This window comes from Kandleria vitulina DSM 20405, from assembly GCF_000702065.1.
In the GTDB taxonomy this organism is placed as follows: domain Bacteria; phylum Bacillota_I; class Bacilli_A; order Erysipelotrichales; family Coprobacillaceae; genus Kandleria; species Kandleria vitulina.
The window spans coordinates 81,841-99,498 of the sequence record NZ_JNKN01000001.1; the positions used below are offsets into that span (position 1 = coordinate 81,841).

A 17,658-nucleotide genomic window follows, 5' to 3' on the forward strand; every position below is an offset into this window, starting at 1 on the left:
AAAAGCATCTGAGAATCTCAGATGCTTATTTGATTTCTGGCAAGTTACCAGTATAAAGTACATATTCTTCTAGACACCAATTGTTGTCGGTCATCTGTTTAGCTGTCTCTTTACCAACGTAGCGAATATGCCATGGTTCATTTGTAATACCTGTCATCTTTGTCTTATCACCCTGATATCTAATGACAAAACCATATTTATAACAGTTAGCCTTTAGCCACTTATATTCTTGCGTATTGCCAAATACCAATGATTTCCCATCATCGACACTCTTAGAAGTAATATCCATACCTAAACCAGTCTGATGTTCTGAACTTCCAGGAATTGCCACATTAGTAGATGCATAAAGTGCACCATACTTCTTCTGCATATCTTCATAGATTCCCTTCTGTTCATTGTATCCACGATAACAAGAGTTAAGCAATAAAGTAAGATTTTCCTTCTTAGCATCATTATACATATTCTTGAATGCCTCATAAGCAGCTTTTCTTAAATAAGGATTATCATTGTTTCGCTTATTTGATGGAAGATACTTTGCATCAGGCTTAACAAGATCTTTTGGTCTATAGCTGCTTGAGAAATAGAATCCCTTTTTAACAAGCAATGTCAATGAAGATGGATTCTTAATATTATAATGCTTATCAGTCTTGTTAGAAGAATCAATAAATGGATATGAAGTATATAATACCGCATAATTATAGTTCTTTACTTTATTATAAAGTTCCACATATCTATCCATATCCTGATAAACAAATCCCTTCACTTTCATGTAAGGAGACATATCCTTATAACTATAATGATGTGAAGAAAGATATTTCATGTCAGCGATACTTGCATTCTTTAAGATTTTCCATAGCTGATCATCAGTGTAACCATGCATCTTTTTAACATAGTTATCAAAGATTTCATCCACTGTCGCGATAACATCTTTTGATTTCATATTCTGATGATATGAATAATATTTTTCATATTCATCATAGTAATTAACTTTCTTTGATTTCTCAATCCAAGTTGAAATATGATCCATTTTATCCTGTTCAAGAATAGTATTGATCTTATCACTTGTTAATTCTAGAATCTCATTCTGTTCTGAGAATGAATATCCTTTTACAATTAATCTCATACGAGAAAAATTAAAAGCGACAACTAATATAAGTACAAAAAGAATAGCCCCTCCTACAGGAATAATGCGATTCCATCTTATTCCTCTTCTTCTATAACTAGAACGACCATTCGGATTTAATCGACTATATGCGTATGTATTTTTTCTGCGTGCCATACTGCATCCTCCCTTATGTGTGATATTATAAAACATTATCAATCTTTTTTCCACATAAATCAATTATTGCAAATAGCGACCATTTATGGTATTTTATTTATGTTTATAAAGGAGGTTACACTATGCATTTTGTCATCAGTGTGTTTGTATCAATCGCTTTCTTATCTATCATTATTTTATTTGCGGAAATCCTACCTAAGTGGGTTAAAGCATTATTTGCGATTGGTGGTTCTGCCACAACTGGAATGGCAGTATTCTATGGGCTAAGAAGACTTGCAAAGGTTACTAAATGGTTTAAGACACCTGCACTTCTTCCAACATTCATTACTGCATCAGTTTGTGTACTAATCATTATTATTATTTGTACAATCTTATTAAAAAGAAGAAGAGATAAATTATCTCAAGAAACAGAAAAAGATGCCTAGGCATCTTTTTTCTTCTAGAAGAGTATCAGTGAATGATTTAGGTTATAGGTTTGTTTAAATGAAGTATGGAATTTATTGAATACGCCACCAATCTCTTCTATCTAATGATATTATATCATTAAAAATGTCATAAAATCATCAAAAACTAATATCATTTGATTTTTTTGTAATAGTAGAGATAATCATGAAGCTGATCTTCATCTAATTGAAAACCTAACCTTAAACCATCAGCCATTTCTGCAATATAATGCATGGATGGCTTTTCTTCATCATAGCGGTAGCGTCCCGTTAGCACCACTTCCGCAATACCAAAGGAATCATACCCTAGGACCTGTTCTTCATAAGAGTCGCCGTATTCTCTTTTAATAGCTTCATATTGACTTCTTGTGATCAGATACCCCATAGCATAGCTTGAATCAAACTTGTTCATATCAAGATAAGCAGCAGCGCTATCCCACTTCTCATTCTTTTTTGCAAAATAGAGCTCATAAGGAAGCTCTTTTTTCTTTTCTTGAACAGGAATAATCAATTGATTATCCAATTGCGTCATAAAATGTTCTGGAGACAAATTCACATCATAGCACATCAGCCAGACATAACGGTAGTTTGTAAAATAAGTCCACTTGCCATTGACCGTATAGCTTTTTGGATAATGACGATAAGCTGGTGGTTCATAAATATAAAAATAGACATAGTAAGCTTCGTTATCAGTTAATACGAAATCATGAGCTATCTTATATCTTGATCCTTCCAATTGATCAATCATCTTTCTTTCCTGATCATCAACACGGTAGATTTCTCCTAATAGACATCCATCCTCTTTAACTAGTCCCGGGAACTTTCCTAATTCATACAGCTGATATCCAGAAAGAAATGCTTCTCCCATAAAAGCATAATCGTTCATGTAGACATGATGTCTTTCCCCTTTCATCAATGTTCCATAAGCAAAGAGATACTGTGTATCTCTTCTTTTTAACAGTTCTTCTATTAAAATAGAACGATCTTCTCTATAGAACGTCTGTGCAAAAACTCTCCTCATTCTTTTTATTTCTTCATTAACAATCGCCTTTAATGAGAAATCCCAGATTTTCTCAATACCTTCTTCAAAGAATAAAAGAAGATCTTCAGGTGGAACATGATCATGTATAACCTCTTTAAGTGTCAGCAATGTCTCTTTTAAATAACGATGATCCTTTTGACTGAACATCAAAAGAAGATGAGCCATCTTTCTTGTCACCATTTCTTTTTCACCATCAATGATGTAATAACCACCTTGACGATATTCATACATTCTTAATATCATCGATTCATCTATTGTATGACAAGACATTATTTCATCCACATGTACCATGTATTCACCCCCTTTTTTTATTTATTATACATAAGCATATTCGAAAGAAAAAGCATGAAATTGTGGTAAAATGTAATAAGAGGTGATGATTATGTTAAAAATCGGTACAAAAGCACCATCTTTTACACTTCCTGATCAAGATGGACAAATGCACAGTCTAGAAGATTATCTTGGCAAGAAAATTATTCTCTATTTTTATCCTAAAGATAATACAGCTGGATGCACAACTCAGGCATGTTCATTTAGAGACCTTTACCCACAATTTGTCGAAAAAGATGCTATTGTGATCGGCATTTCCAAAGATAGTGTACGTTCGCATAAAAACTTCCAGGAAAAGCATCAGCTTCCTTTTACTCTTCTTTCTGATCCAGAATGTGAAGTTATTCAAGCCTATGATGTCTGGAAAGAAAAAAAGATGTATGGACGTACTTATATGGGTATTGTAAGAAGTACCTACCTTATTGATGAGAAAGGCATGATTGCAAAGGCATTTGAGAAAGTTAAAGCAAAATCAAATGCTGAAGATATGCTTGGTGAACTTTTATGAGAATTATTATTTCGCCTTCTAAAAGGATGAAGGTCAATGAAGAAGACTTCCCGATCAGTCGGCTTCCCGTATTCCTTAAAAAAAGCGAAGAGCTGCTTTCTTTCTTAAAAAAGAAGAATCTGCGACAACTCAAGGACATATGGAAATGTAGTGACAAGATTGCTTTTATGAGCCATGAAAACTTAAAGACAGTCTCATTGACTGAGCACCTTACTCCTGCCATTCTCGCTTATACTGGCTTACAGTATACCACAATGGCGCCTCATGTCTTTAGTAAGGATGCCTTGGATTATATCCAAAAACATTTGCGTATTATTTCTGGATTCTATGGAACACTTGCTCCTTTTGATGGCATTGTTCCTTATCGCTTAGAAATGAAAGCAGCATTGGATATCAATGAAAACAATAGTCTCTATGATTTCTGGGGAAAGATGATCTATGATGAAATCATTGAAGATGATCATCTGATTATCAATCTTGCATCAAAAGAATATGCACAGACCATTACACCTTATCTTCATGATGAAGATCAAATGATCACCTTAATCTTTGGAGAAGAGATTGATGGGAAGATTAAACAGAAAGGTACTTTCGCAAAGATGGCGCGAGGTGAAATGGTAAGATATCTTGCAGAAAATAATATTCAGAATAAAGAAGATATCAAAGCCTTCAATGAATTAGAGTATCGTTATAGTGAAGAGCATTCTAATGATCATCAATATGTATTCATAAAATAAAAAAGGATCGAAAGATCCTTTTTATTTGCCTAATGTAGCAACCATCACTGCTTTAATTGTATGCATTCTGTTTTCTGCTTCATCAAAGACAACGGACTGACTGCTTCTGAAGACTTCGTCTTCTACTTCTCTAATATCAAGTCCTTCTTCATGTTTTCTCTTAGCTAAAGCGGTATTGAAATCATGGAATGATGGAAGGCAGTGCATAAACAATGTTTCCTTCTTGCCAGTACGTGCCATAAGTTCTTTTGTAACCTTATATGGAGAAAGCATTTCTACTCTTGGCTTATAAAGTGATTCATCTTCACCCATTGATACCCAGATATCAGTGTAGATGACATCAGCATCTTTTACAGCTTCTACATCGCTAGTAATTGTAAACTTACCACCAGAGTCTTTAGCAGCCTGTTCACAATATGCTTTTACTTCCTCATCTACATGAAGAGAATCAGGACCAAGCAACACGAAATCCATACCGACTTTACATGCTCCATAAGCAAGTCCATAAGCAACATTGTTTCTGATATCTCCAGTAAATACAAATTTCACTTCATTTAATGGCTTATTTAAATGTTCCTTGATTGTCAAGAAATCTGCCAATGTCTGAGTAGGATGATCAACATCAGTCAATCCATTCCATACAACCGCACCAGAATATTTAGCTAGATCTTCTACTGTCTTCTGACTAGAGCCTCTAAATTCAATACCATCATACATTCTGCCAAGTACTTTAGCAGTATCTTCAATAGATTCCTTAGTTCCCATCTGTGAATTGGAAAGGTATGTTACATGTGCCCCTTCATCATTGGCAGCCACTTCAAATGAACATCTTGTTCTAGTAGATGTCTTCTCAAATAATAATACAATATTCTTTCCTTCTAATTCATGACCAATCTGGCCGGCTTTCTTCTTTTCTTTAAGTTTCGCGGCTAAATCAACTAAATAAAGAATTTCTTCTTTAGAGTAATCTTTTAGCGTTAAAAAATGTTTACCTCTTAAATTCATAGTAATATCCCCCTAATATAAACATCATTATATAAGAAATACACACTATTTTCTATTAATTTCTCTCATAAAGTTCAAGAGATAAAAAGCAACATATCTAACTACAAAGACCACTGCAACAACTGCAACCACATAAAACATACATAAGAGTATATAGACAAGACTTGTATCAAATCCTGACAGATCGACGATAAAATTTAATATATAAAGAATAGTAAATAACAAAATCAAGATCAGCCCTGATAGATAATAACTCGCACGATTGATATTTCTTCTACGATAATAAAATAGCTTATATCCAAAAAGCAATGCGAAAAATAATAATGCAATAAAAAGCAATACATATCCCATGGGACCATCTCCTTTATTTTGAATTTCAATATATAAATAGTATCATATCTTTGTGTGTTTTGAAATACAAAAGATATGATATTTTTTCAAGATGAAAAAAGAAGATCTATGCAAGATCTTCTCTTTCTACAAAGGCATCATAGATAGCTTTGATTGCTTCATTGAAGTAGACATTTCTTACTCCAACAATGATATTTTGTTCAGATGATCCCTGATCAATCATCTTAATATTAATTTTCTTTTTAGCTAATGCATTAAATACTTTTGCGGCAGTACCACGGCTTGCCTTCATACCACGACCTACGATTGCGATTAGGGCTAAATCAGATTCAAGGTCAATGCGATCAGGATTAACAGCACGGTGGATGCCAGCAAGGATTTCCTGTTCATGAGGTACAAATTCTTTTGTATTCACAACAATTGTCATTGTATCAATACCTGAAGGCATATGTTCAAATGAAAGACCATATTCTTCAAAAACCTGAAGTACTTTTCTGCCAAAGCCAACTTCTGAGTTCATCATATCTTTTTCAATAGTGACAGTCGCAAAACCTTTCTTACCAGCTAAACCAGTAATAATGTGAGTTGGTCTATGTACTGTACTTTCTACAATCAATGTACCTGGATCTTCAGGGGCATTGGTATTTTTGATATTAATAGGAATACCTGCTTTTCTAACAGGGAAAATAGAATTTTCATGAAGAACACTAGCACCCATATAAGAAAGTTCTCTTAATTCTCCATATGTGATTGAATCAATTGGCAATGGATCTTTAACAATACGTGGATCTGCAATCAAGAAACCTGAAACATCAGTCCAGTTCTCATATAAGTTTGCATTCGCACACTTTGCGACAATTGATCCTGTAACATCAGAACCACCTCTAGAGAAAGCCTGAATTTCTCCACTATGATCATTCTTTCTTCCATAGAATCCAGGAATAACTGCGTATTCATGTTTAGCAAGCGCATCTCTTAATAGATCATCAGTCTGCTCTGCATCATAGTTTCCTTTACTATCAATACGAATAACGTCAGCAGCATCTACAAAATCAATATCAAGATACTTTGATAATAATAATCCATTTAGATATTCTCCTCTGCTGACTACATAATCAAAGCTTGCTTTATTTTTAATTGCTTCTTTAATCTTGATAAATTCTTCATCTAAAGAATAATCAAGTTTTAAACCAGCAATAATTTCATCATAGCGTCCTTTAATTTCATCAAAAATCTGTTCAAAATCTTCTTCGTTTCTGTGAGAATAAGAAAGAATCAATAAATCTGTAACTTTAGTATCATCCTTATTTCTCTTCCCAGGAGCACTAGGAATAACATAGCGTCTATCTTTATCTGACTTAATAATTCTTTTTACTTTTTTAAACTGATTGGCATCGGCTAAAGATGAGCCACCAAATTTTACTACTTTTACCACGATAGTTTTCCCCCATTTTATATTCTTTAGAATACAATTTATTCTCACAATAATCAATAACAATTTTTTATAAATTATGAAATATCTAAAATAATAATTAATATTTATAAAAAAGACATCCTCATAAATATGAGGATACCCTTTTACTGCATATTTTTCTTAATAACTCTACTTAATGGCTTATAAATAAGCAATGTTAAAATTGATACGATCCCAAATTTTAAGATATTGAATGGGAAGATGGTTGTTAAAAACATAGTTGTCGCATCATTAACCCAAGGTGCAGCCTTATGTGCCATACCTACAATGGCAGCCATTGGCAATTTCATCACATTTACATAAAATGGGAAAATAAATAACACATTGGATACAATGGATAATACACTTGTCGTTAAAGTTGAAACAGCTAGCCCAAGCATTGCCCCTTTCTTTGTCTTAAAGTGACGATAGATTGCGGCAGCAACCCCCTGGTAGACAATACTTAAAATAAGATTAGATAACTCTCCTACATACATTGTACTTGTAGGTTTGATAATAAGCTTAATCGCAATCTTGATAACCGTACTCAGTGCCCCAAGCAATGGTCCGAATAGAAAACCGCTAAGCATAACTGGAAGTTCAGAGATATCAAGCTTAATAAACGGTAGGATGAAGGGTACACTTAATTCAAAAAACATCAATAGTGCAGCGATTGCCCCTAACATTGAAATCATAATCATCGCTTTCGTATTTAATTTCTTATTTTTCATTTTTCCTTCTTTCTATGGTGAAAAAAATCTCCCAAGACTTTGGGAGATTGAAAAAGTAAATATAATACCACCATCTTTTTCCATCCGGACTATACCGTCGGTATCGGAATTACACCGATTCATGCTTGCGCTCGCGGACTATCACCGCCGATCAGGAATTTCACCTGCCCCAAAGATTTATGTGTAGCTTCGCTACACGCTCATTATACTACAGCTGTCTTTATTGTAAAGAAAAAAGTCGGAAGACCCGACTTTATAATGCAATAATCAAGATGTATCCTACAAGTGTAGAAACAATGTAAGAAATACATAAAATGGCAATATTCTTTTTTACATTCTTATGGTAAGCGAACAATGCGATTGTTCCAACACCAGCAGATGTTGTTAATCCTGTAAATAGTGCACCAAATGATAAAGCATTTGTGACATAAAGCTGCGTTAAGATTACACTTCCAGCACAGTTGGGAATAAATCCAACAAGTCCAGCTACTAGGGGCTGTAGGAAAATGTTCTGTTTAAGGACTGTAGATAAAGTTTCTTCTCCTACCCAGGCAATAAGCAATGTCATAACAATGTTAGTTAATAAGATAAAGAAGAAAATCTTTAATGTCTGGGATAATACATTAATCCATAAATTAACACCTGTACCACAGCTACAGCTTTCTATTTCAATATATTCATATGAATCATCTTCTTCATGATGAATAGCATCAACAATGACACCAGTCACTGCTCCAACAATAAATTTTGCAGCAATAAGGAGTAACATCATGCCAAAAAGGTGAGGATGCACAAGAAGAATAGGAATCGCCTCATCACTTGTAGCCATGAAAATAGCTATCAATGTTCCCATTGTCACTACTCTCATGCCATAAAGCTGAGCAGCCACAACACTAAAACCACACTGTGGAATAGTACCTAGAAGCGCACCGACAGGTGGACCTAATCGCGTATGTGCCAATACTCTGTTGGCTATATTTTTATTCTTTAGAATTTCAACAACAAGAAATGCAATAAAAAGCACTGGGAATGCTTTTACTGAATCCATAATAGGGTCTAACAAAATATCCATATTTCTCCTCCAATAGTTAAGGATTATATCACAAGTTTGATATAATGCAAGCAATTAGATTGTGAAAAATACAATTAAAGAATTGTTGAATTGTTCATGTTTTTAACCCATCAAAAAAAGAAAATGTACAGATTATTGATCTGTACATTTCATATTAATAATGCATAAATACCATGTCACCATATTGAGCTAAATTGTAGATCTTAACTGCTGCATCTCCTGGTAAGTTGACACATCCATGTGATCCTCTTGATAAGTAGTAAGAAGGACTCCAGCTACCCCATGACTGCCATGGTGCAGCATGGAAACCTGTACCTGTCCAAGTAATACGTACCCAATAAGTAACTGGTGTTGAATAACCATCACCTTTTAGAACTCGGTGAAGCTGTCTTTGCTTGATCCAATAAGCACCAGTAGTTGTTTTTCTCTTACCTTCTGGTTTACCTGTAATACAGTTTGTAGAATATACGACTTTACCATTCTGGATAAAGTATGCTTTCTGTTCTTTCATATCTACTTCGAAGTAACGAGTAGAGTTCCAATCTTCTGCTTTATTTTCAAGGTTAAGCTTATAACCTTTTGAATACCAGATTGGCTTTAATGAAACTGTGATACCTTTCTTAGTATCATCATCTGCTTTTTTAGCATAAGCATCTACATCTGACTGATCCATCTTTTTCTTTAAAGCTTTCTTGACCTGAGCTAATGTCTTATCCCATTCAAGTCTGAAACCATAATCACCTTCAGCAGTAGAAAGCATTGCACCAGTATGAGACTTGTAAGTTCTCTTTGTTCCTACTGTCTTATATTTCTGTGCAAAAGCTTCAGTCCATTCAGTGATCTTTTCATCATTCCATGAAACTTTACCATCTTTATAGGAAAGCATATCGGCAATTTCCTGAGGATTTAATTCTTCAGTGATATTGTCTCCCATATCCCACTTGATAAACTTCATAGCTAATTCTCTGTATTCAGGAAGAACTTTCTTAAGATCTTCTTTACTAACAGTTGCTTTAGCATTCTTATAGATATTTGAATACTTTGTATTATCGTCAATAGAAAGTGTCTTAACAGCTCTACCGATTGCACTGTTTACAGCTGCCTTAAATTCTTTCTTAACAATCTTATTTCCATCGATACCACTTGATACAACAAGATCATGCTTCTTTTCATCATACATGATGAAAGCAGAACGAGGATTTACGATTTCATAGTTATCACTACCATTAACGATTTCTGATTCATCGATAGCCTGTGCAACAGCACTCTTATCATAAGAAACAGAGTAATCTACCTTATACTTAGAATGTGCATAAGGGAATGCGATTTTATTGTGGACATTCTTAAATAGCTGATTAATCTTATCAGATAATGTTAATTTAAACTGAATATCTTCACCTTTAAGACTGAACTTTCCGTTATTACGTCCTTTTACATTTAATGTATAATCATTTAATGCCTTAGTTAATGTTTCTTTAGACTGTTCAAGCGTCTGACCTGATACATCAACACCATTAATTACTGTGTTATCAAACCATACATTACGATTACTTGTATTGTAATAGGCAAGGAACAGACCAATGCCAGCTACAATCAAGGCCAACACGACTGCAAGACCAATTTTTTTCTTCATTTTCATACCTCCGAGGAATGTATCTTAATCTCCATTATTATAGCAAGCTTTAGAAAAAAGAAAAGCTATTTGCCTAATGTTTTTCTCTAAAAAATAAAATTATTACAATGAAAAAAGAAACTTACTAAAAAGAGGTAAAACAAGTGATCCACTTGCTTTACCCAAATCAAGATGTCATCCAATACAAAGCAAAAAAAAGACTCTTACCTATTAATAACCATCATCGAAGAATCTCACTTCATTTTTTCTTTTGAGATTATCTCTATCGAGAAACAATATTATGATAAGATTAAACGAAATTTCTATATTGCTTTAATTTTGGCTTTTCCTGTTTTCACATTTGTTATGCCTGTGATGATTATAATATTAAGAGTCTTTATCCAAAGGATTTCTCCTTCTTCTTGACTACATTATAGCATGACATGTAAGCGCTTGCAATAGCTATTTTAAATATTTTTCTCTAATTCTTTTTTGTTCCTCTTTACTGATATGCATCTCTTGTTCAAAATACTCTTCATAGCTTGAATATCTTTGATGAATAAGATTAAAAATATAATCACAGCCTTCAGGAAGTACACCTTCTGAAAGAGTCACAATATCGCTGACATTGTTTGAAAAATGTGTCAATAGCTTAAAGCGGCGGTGCTGCCTGTTAAGTGCCTTCTTGCGATACTTATTGGTAAGAAGATAATCTTTACGAATAGATTCTTCACTTACTCCAAGCAACAATAATATCAATATAGATGCAATACCTGTGCGATCTTTTCCTGCCGTACAGTGAAACAATATAGGTGTGTGTTCTTCTTTTAACATGTTCATTAACTTAGTGAATGTCCCATTGTTAAATATCATTAAGGCATAAAAATGTTCCAGTGTCGCTTGAGCGATGTTCTTATCTCTTTGTCTTAATGCTTTCTTTAATATTGAAGATGGGGAATAGTCGATATCTTCTCCTTTTTCATCCTTTAAGGCACTCATCTTATAATAAGAGATGCCACTCATGATAGGATCAGGATGCTTATTAATTTCTTCTTCACTTCTTAAATCCACAATGGTTTTAATACCTAATTTCTTGATAGCTCTTAGCTCATTGGTATTCAAATGATCCAATCTTGCTGAACGAAAGAAGACATTTTCTTTAACATGTCTGCCATCCTGTGTACGATAGCCACCTAGTTCTCTAAAATTCAGTTTTTTACGAAACATATAATTTAATGTGATGTTTGACATAAGTGATCCTTCTTTTCTATGAGGTGAAAATAACCTACTGGAATATAGCGTGTCATGTAGATGCCATTTTTTGAAAGATAGAAATGGTATCCATCTTCCATCATTCTTTTGGCATCAACCCAATAGACAATCGGCTCTCCGTGACGCGAGCCTACAATAAGTGCCTCATCGATATTAATCGATAGCTGCACATAATTGCGTGTCATTCGCTTGATGCCTTCTACTTTAATCTTCTCTTCTACATCAAGATAAGAGCCATGATAAAGCACATCTGGTGGTGTAATGGCATCTAGTGAAAGATTGACATCAATGCTGTGTCCTTGATTAGCACGTATTTTGGTATGCGACTTATCAAAAGAAAAGCGTTGTTTATCATTCTCTTTTACAATTCTTTCAAGTTCCTCTCTTGAAAGATGATAACCCTTTTCTTTAAATCCTCTTATTACATCATCAATGAAAGCATAGCCATTATAATCAAGATGAAGATCAAGATATTCTGGCTTATGACGTAATACAAGCGATAAAAGACGCGAGTATTTAGACATGCTTTAATCCATCCAGGATGGTTTTTCTTACATCTTCTGGCTTGTTTTCTTTTCTTACCTGTAAAAGATGAATAAGAAAATCTTTATCAATAATAAAACTCTGATTGAATGGATTAAGTACAATACCAGCATTTTCATTATCTAATGTAAGCATATCAACATAATCATCAATACATAATGTAAGTACTGTGTGAATATTGAAATCAATATCCCATTTTTCAAGTTCACTGCGTTCAGTAAAAGCAGGATAATACGCTTTTCCTTCTTCATTTCTTACTGTAGGAAAACGTAGTTTGGTATCATTTTCAAGACGTAATGAGCCATCACGCTGAATAATAGGTTTCTTAGAAAAACTTACTGGTGAAAGAAAATAGCTTTCTTCCGCAATTATACGAAATAATTCTTCAGCGAGTTCTTCATCATTCTTTTCTTTTAAGTAGCCCAATATTGTTACAAGCACACGATTATCTAAATTTGGTGTCATCATTATTTACTCCTTTATATCTCACATTTTATCATAGCTTTATTATATAAGAAAGAAGCGATCCCAGATAGATGCTCTAAATTGGTTTTCAAAAATAAAATATGTAGAAGGCAATAATCACCAAACTTAAAGGATACAGAGTCAACATTATTCCAACAAGTAGAAAATAAACAAAAAAATAAAGGACTGATATCAACACTGATATCAGTCCAAATTATCAAATACTATTTAACTCTAACTTTTTTCTTTTTAGAGAATGCACCTTTAATCTTTCCATTAAGTCCTCTTACCTTGAACTGGTAAGTTCTTCTAGATCTTAATTTCTTATTAGTATATGAAGTACCCTTAACTACTTTATAAACCCATTTAGTCCATTTCTTAGCAGATTTCTTTCTACGATAACGATAAGCTACTTGATATTTCTTAGCAGCTTTAGCTTTCTTCCATGTAACTTTTACAGTTTTTCTCTTTTTAGATTTTACTTTTTTAAGAGTTACCTTATCTGGTTTAGCTTCTTCAGCCTTTTTAGCTTCTTCTGCCTTTTTAGCTTCTTCAGCCTTTCTATTTTCTTCAGCTAATCTAAGAGCCTCTTCAACTTTTTCAGCAACTACAGCATTATGTTCAGCTTTTTCATAAGCAGCCTTTTTAGCTTCAACATTTGCTTTAGCAGCATCAGCTTCTTTTTTCGCTGTATTTAATTGAGTATTTGCTTTATCTAAAGCTTTTGTAAGAGATTCAACTTTATTATCTTTACTATTTTCTGTATCAATAGCATCTTCAAGTGCATGTGAAGCAGTTTCATATGCTTTTTGTGCAGTTTCTAATTCATCATTAGCATTTTCTTCTGCTTCTTTAGCATATAAAAATTTTCTTTTTAAATACTCAAGTTTTGCTTTAGCTTTATTTAAAGCAATATCATCACGTGCATCTTCAGCTTCTTTTAATTGTTTTTCAAGAACTTTAACTGTACTTTCAATTTCTTCTAAATTACCTTTTTCTTCAATAAAATCATTAACTTTCTTTGCAGCTTCCTTATAAGCATCATCAAGATCATATTCTTCTAGCGACAATTGAAAATAAGTATCAAAGTCCTCGTTTGATAAATGATCATAATCGTACACGTTAGCCATATCATGATCACTCATAAACTTATCTACTTCAGCCATTTTATCATTATGAGCAGTCTCAGCATCATCACGTGCTTTAATTAATCCTTTAATTTCTGTTAGATTAGAATTTGCATTATTTAGATATGTTTGTTCACGATTAACTTTAGCTACTGCTTTATCGTATTCTTCTTGATTTTCTTTAATCAATTTTTGAGTTTCTTCTTCAAGATTGAAATCTTCCACAGCATCCTGTGCGTGATTACGTTCTAATTCTTTTTGATTAGCAATTTCTTCCTTACTGTCACGAGTACTCTTTGTCTTATTTTTTGATTGTGTAGCTTCAGTAACAGCTGTTTTTGCAGCATCTAATTCTCCTTCAGCTTTATTTAATTTATCTGTAGCAGTCTCTACATTCTTTTGTGCAGCTGCTAATTCCTGATCAGCTGTCTTACTTGCTGCTGCAGCTTCTTCATATTCTTTCTTAGCAGCATTCGCTTCATTACGTAAATCAGTTGCACTCTTAGTAGTATCCTTTGTAGTCTTTTCAAGATTATTTGTAGTTTCTGCCATAGCTGGCACTGTTGTAGTAGCTCCTACAACCATTGATAGTGCTAATGCCGCACCTAGCTTTTTGTTCATTTTCATAACTGTACTCCTTCTTATTCCCATAATTTTTGCGCGTTCTTATCAAATAAAATCAAATAAATTTTCTTCACCACACTTTTTTTGATTTTAATTGTCAAAAAATAGTCAAATTTTTGTCATTTCTAGAACATCTAAGTCCATTATAACAAGAAAAAGGTGGAATGCAAGGGCTTTCATTATTTTTTTAAAAAACCCAAATGGTAGCATGTGAATTATTGCTCTTTCATTTTTTGAGCTATATATGCATATAAACTATGTATTATCATTGGATATATTTTCAAATCACAAGATATCATCTTTCTCTTTTCTTCAATAGGGTTCTGAAGATGGCTTTATTTCCGATTTTTCTAAATAAGCCTAAAGAAAAGACGCTAGTCACTGACTAGCGTCTCATTTATTATTTTGCAACAACGATATTTACAATCTTGTTTGGAACAACGATAACTTTCTTGATTTCTTTACCTTCAGTATAAACTTTAACATTGTCCTGAGATAAAGCTGCTTCTTTGACAGTTTCCTGATCAGCATCTTTGGCGATAGTGATCTTTGCTCTGACTTTACCGTTAACCTGAACTGGCATAACGACTTCAGAGACAACCATCTTAGATTCATCATATGTTGGCCATGCTTCATATGAGATTGTATCTTCATGTCCTAATAGTGACCACATTTCTTCACAGACATGTGGAGCGATACATGAAAGCATCTTTACAATACCTTCAGCGTATGGCTTATAGATAGATTTTGCTTTATAGGCATCATTGATGAAGATCATCATCTGAGAAATAGCTGTATTGAATGCTAAGTTTTCAAAGTCTTCTGTTACTTTTTTCACTGTCGCATTGTAAACGAAGTCTAATGAGCCATCGTTTTCATCTGTAATCTTATCTGTTTCAATGAATAATCTATAAACACGATCAAGCCATCTTCTTGAACCTTCTACCCCTGTATCTGACCAAGGTTTAGCGGCATCAAGTGGACCCATGAACATTTCATATAATCTGAGTGTATCTGCACCATAAGCGTCTACGATTTCATCTGGGTTGATAACGTTTCCTCTAGATTTAGACATCTTGACACCATTTGGACCAAGAATCATACCCTGATGGAATAATTTCTGGAATGGTTCTGGTGATGAGATAACGTTAATATCATAAAGGAACTTATGCCAGAATCTTGCATAAAGAAGGTGTAATACCGCATGTTCAGCACCACCGATATAAAGGTCAACCGGTAACCAGTGATCTAATAATGCTTTATCTCCGATTGCATCATTGTTATGTGGATCAATATAGCGGATATAATACCAGCATGAACCTGCCCACTGAGGCATTGTGTTTGTTTCACGTACCCCTTTGACACCATCGATTTCTACATTTAACCAATCTGTCGCATGTGATAATGGTGATTCCCCTTCTGAGTTAGGAAGATAATTATCAGTAGCTGGTAATTCCAATGGCAAGTCATCTAATGCAACTGTACGAGTTGTACCATCTTCCATATGTATGATAGGAATTGGTTCACCCCAATATCTCTGTCTAGAGAATAGCCAGTCTCTTAATTTATAAGTTGTTTTCTTTTCCCCACAGTTATTGTCTTTTAACCATTTTAACATTGCTTCAATGGCATCTTTTTTATTTAAACCATCAAGGAATCCAGAGTTGATATGTACACCATCTCCAGTGAAAGCTGCTTCTTCTACATTGCCACCTTCAAGTACTGGAATAATTGGTAAATTAAATTTCTTCGCAAATTCAAAGTCACGATCATCATGAGCTGGTACAGCCATGATTGCACCTGTTCCATATCCAGCTAATACGTAATCAGAAATCCAGATTGGCATTTCTTTTCCATTTACTGGGTTAATCGCATAAGCTCCAGTGAATGCACCAGTCTTATCTTTATTTAAATCTGTTCTTTCAAGATCAGATTTTCTAGCTGCTGCTTCCTGATATGCCTTGATTTCTTCTTCATGTTCTTTAGTAGTAATTTCATTTACAAATGGATGTTCAGGTGACATTACACAATAAGTTGCCCCGAATAATGTATCACATCTTGTAGTAAAGACAGTAAATTCTTTATCTGTATCTTTAATCTTGAAAACAACATCTGCACCAGTAGATTTACCAATCCAGTTTCTCTGCATTTCTTTAGTAGACTGAGGCCAATCAACTAAATCAAGATCTTTTAATAATTTTTCAGCGTATTCAGTAATCTTTAAGACCCACTGTCTCATTGGTTTACGAATAACTGGGAATCCCCCACGTTCACTCTTACCATCAATAACTTCTTCATTGGCAAGAACTGTACCAAGTTCAGGACACCAGTTTACTGGCATTTCTGCTACATAAGCCAATCCTGCTTCATAAAGTTTAGTAAAGATCCACTGTGTCCACTTATAATATTCTGGATCACTTGTCGCAATTTCACGATCCCAATCATAAGAGAAACCTAGTGACTTGATCTGACGACGGAAGTTATCAATATTCTTATAAGTAAATTCTGCAGGATGATGTCCTGTCTTAATAGCGAACTGTTCAGCAGGTAATCCGAAAGCATCAAATCCCATTGGATGAAGCACATTGTAGCCCTGCATTCTCTTCATACGACTGACAATATCAGTTGCAGTATAGCCTTCAGGATGTCCTACATGAAGACCCTGTCCTGATGGATATGGGAACATATCCAAAGTATAGTATTTAGGTTTAGAGAAATCAGCTGCATCAGTCTTGAATGTTTTATGTTCATCCCAGTAATTCTGCCACTTTTTCTCTACAGATTTGTGATCAAAACTCATTTTTTATCCTCCTATAATAAAAAAAGTCTTCAGTCTCAGGACGATTCATCGCGGTACCACCTGAGTTCATGAAGACATTCATGCACTTATCACCTTAACGCGGTGTAACGTTATCTGCTTTCACAGATACCTCTCCCAGGTGAGTTCAATAGCCTTGCTTGCTTATTTCCACCAGCCATAAGCTCTCTAGAAAGCAGTTTCTATCTACTAATCCTGTTCATCGATTTCAATATGAACCTAATATATCATACTTTTTCTTCCTCA

The 17,658-nt window shown here is 34.0% G+C and carries 16 protein-coding genes, 1 riboswitch and 1 other annotated feature; of the genes, 3 read left to right on the forward strand and 13 right to left on the reverse strand.

Annotation, left to right across the window (positions count from 1 at the left end):
• Positions 1 to 25: 25 nt before the first annotated feature.
• The gene (locus T513_RS0100375) at positions 26 to 1,279 is read right to left on the reverse strand and encodes a M15 family metallopeptidase (RefSeq protein WP_031588487.1); all 1,254 of its coding nucleotides are present in this window, start codon (positions 1,277 to 1,279) and stop codon (positions 26 to 28) included.
• A 122-nt stretch (positions 1,280 to 1,401) separates the two neighbouring features.
• Here T513_RS0100375 and T513_RS0100380 point away from each other — a divergent pair, with 122 nt between their 5' ends.
• Positions 1,402 to 1,704: a hypothetical protein gene (locus tag T513_RS0100380; protein ID WP_029070141.1), complete on the forward strand. Its 303-nt coding sequence runs from the start codon at positions 1,402 to 1,404 to the stop codon at positions 1,702 to 1,704.
• 151 nt (positions 1,705 to 1,855) lie between these two features.
• Here the strand turns inward: T513_RS0100380 and T513_RS11590 are convergent, their stop codons facing one another.
• Positions 1,856 to 3,055 carry a gamma-glutamylcyclotransferase family protein gene (locus tag T513_RS11590; RefSeq protein ID WP_051654334.1) on the reverse strand — a complete coding sequence of 400 codons (1,200 nt, stop codon included), beginning with the start codon at positions 3,053 to 3,055 and terminating at the stop codon, positions 1,856 to 1,858.
• 91 nt (positions 3,056 to 3,146) lie between these two features.
• Between T513_RS11590 and bcp the strand changes: the two genes are divergently transcribed.
• Together bcp and yaaA are read left to right on the forward strand one after the other, a co-directional pair.
• A complete protein-coding gene (gene bcp, locus T513_RS0100390) occupies positions 3,147 to 3,602 on the forward strand; it encodes a thioredoxin-dependent thiol peroxidase (protein WP_029070142.1) in 456 nt (151 codons plus the stop codon).
• Positions 3,599 to 4,339 carry a peroxide stress protein YaaA gene (yaaA, locus tag T513_RS0100395; RefSeq protein ID WP_031588490.1) on the forward strand — a complete coding sequence of 247 codons (741 nt, stop codon included), beginning with the start codon at positions 3,599 to 3,601 and terminating at the stop codon, positions 4,337 to 4,339. The genes bcp and yaaA overlap by 4 nt, the downstream gene beginning before the upstream one ends.
• Positions 4,340 to 4,360: 21 nt before the next feature.
• Here the strand turns inward: yaaA and argF are convergent, their stop codons facing one another.
• The 11 genes from argF to leuS form a co-directional block, all read right to left on the reverse strand.
• The gene (argF, locus tag T513_RS0100400; RefSeq protein WP_035876410.1) at positions 4,361 to 5,344 is read right to left on the reverse strand and encodes an ornithine carbamoyltransferase; all 984 of its coding nucleotides are present in this window, start codon (positions 5,342 to 5,344) and stop codon (positions 4,361 to 4,363) included.
• A gap of 45 nt (positions 5,345 to 5,389) precedes the next feature.
• On the reverse strand, positions 5,390 to 5,695 hold the full coding sequence (locus T513_RS0100405) for a hypothetical protein (RefSeq protein ID WP_029070145.1): 306 nt from the start codon (positions 5,693 to 5,695) through the stop codon (positions 5,390 to 5,392).
• A gap of 106 nt (positions 5,696 to 5,801) precedes the next feature.
• Positions 5,802 to 7,130, reverse strand: coding sequence for an aspartate kinase (locus T513_RS0100410; protein ID WP_031588492.1), 1,329 nt, complete (start codon positions 7,128 to 7,130; stop codon positions 5,802 to 5,804).
• A gap of 143 nt (positions 7,131 to 7,273) precedes the next feature.
• The gene (locus T513_RS0100415; RefSeq protein WP_031588493.1) at positions 7,274 to 7,879 is read right to left on the reverse strand and encodes an ECF transporter S component; all 606 of its coding nucleotides are present in this window, start codon (positions 7,877 to 7,879) and stop codon (positions 7,274 to 7,276) included.
• Positions 7,880 to 7,947: 68 nt separating this feature from the next.
• Positions 7,948 to 8,060: riboswitch (FMN riboswitch) on the reverse strand.
• A gap of 72 nt (positions 8,061 to 8,132) precedes the next feature.
• Positions 8,133 to 8,951: a putative manganese transporter gene (locus T513_RS0100420; protein ID WP_031588494.1), complete on the reverse strand. Its 819-nt coding sequence runs from the start codon at positions 8,949 to 8,951 to the stop codon at positions 8,133 to 8,135.
• Positions 8,952 to 9,105: 154 nt separating this feature from the next.
• Entirely contained in the window at positions 9,106 to 10,584 is a 1,479-nt protein-coding gene (locus T513_RS0100425; RefSeq protein ID WP_031588495.1) for a L,D-transpeptidase, read from the reverse strand.
• A gap of 441 nt (positions 10,585 to 11,025) precedes the next feature.
• Positions 11,026 to 11,814, reverse strand: a complete 789-nt coding sequence (locus T513_RS0100430; RefSeq protein ID WP_031588496.1) for a tyrosine-protein phosphatase — start codon at positions 11,812 to 11,814, stop codon at positions 11,026 to 11,028.
• The gene (locus T513_RS0100435) at positions 11,796 to 12,359 is read right to left on the reverse strand and encodes an RNA 2'-phosphotransferase (RefSeq protein WP_051654335.1); all 564 of its coding nucleotides are present in this window, start codon (positions 12,357 to 12,359) and stop codon (positions 11,796 to 11,798) included. Before T513_RS0100435 ends, T513_RS0100430 begins: the two co-directional genes overlap by 19 nt.
• Positions 12,352 to 12,846, reverse strand: coding sequence for an SseB family protein (locus T513_RS11595; protein WP_031588498.1), 495 nt, complete (start codon positions 12,844 to 12,846; stop codon positions 12,352 to 12,354). The genes T513_RS0100435 and T513_RS11595 overlap by 8 nt, the downstream gene beginning before the upstream one ends.
• Before the next feature lie 221 nt (positions 12,847 to 13,067).
• Positions 13,068 to 14,597 (reverse strand): fibronectin type III domain-containing protein, encoded by a 1,530-nt coding sequence (locus T513_RS0100445; protein ID WP_031588499.1) that lies wholly within the window; start codon positions 14,595 to 14,597, stop codon positions 13,068 to 13,070.
• A 397-nt stretch (positions 14,598 to 14,994) separates the two neighbouring features.
• Positions 14,995 to 17,394: a leucine--tRNA ligase gene (gene leuS / locus T513_RS0100455; protein WP_029070153.1), complete on the reverse strand. Its 2,400-nt coding sequence runs from the start codon at positions 17,392 to 17,394 to the stop codon at positions 14,995 to 14,997.
• 33 nt (positions 17,395 to 17,427) lie between these two features.
• Positions 17,428 to 17,624, reverse strand: a binding site (T-box leader).
• Between the last annotated feature and the right edge of the window lie 34 nt (positions 17,625 to 17,658).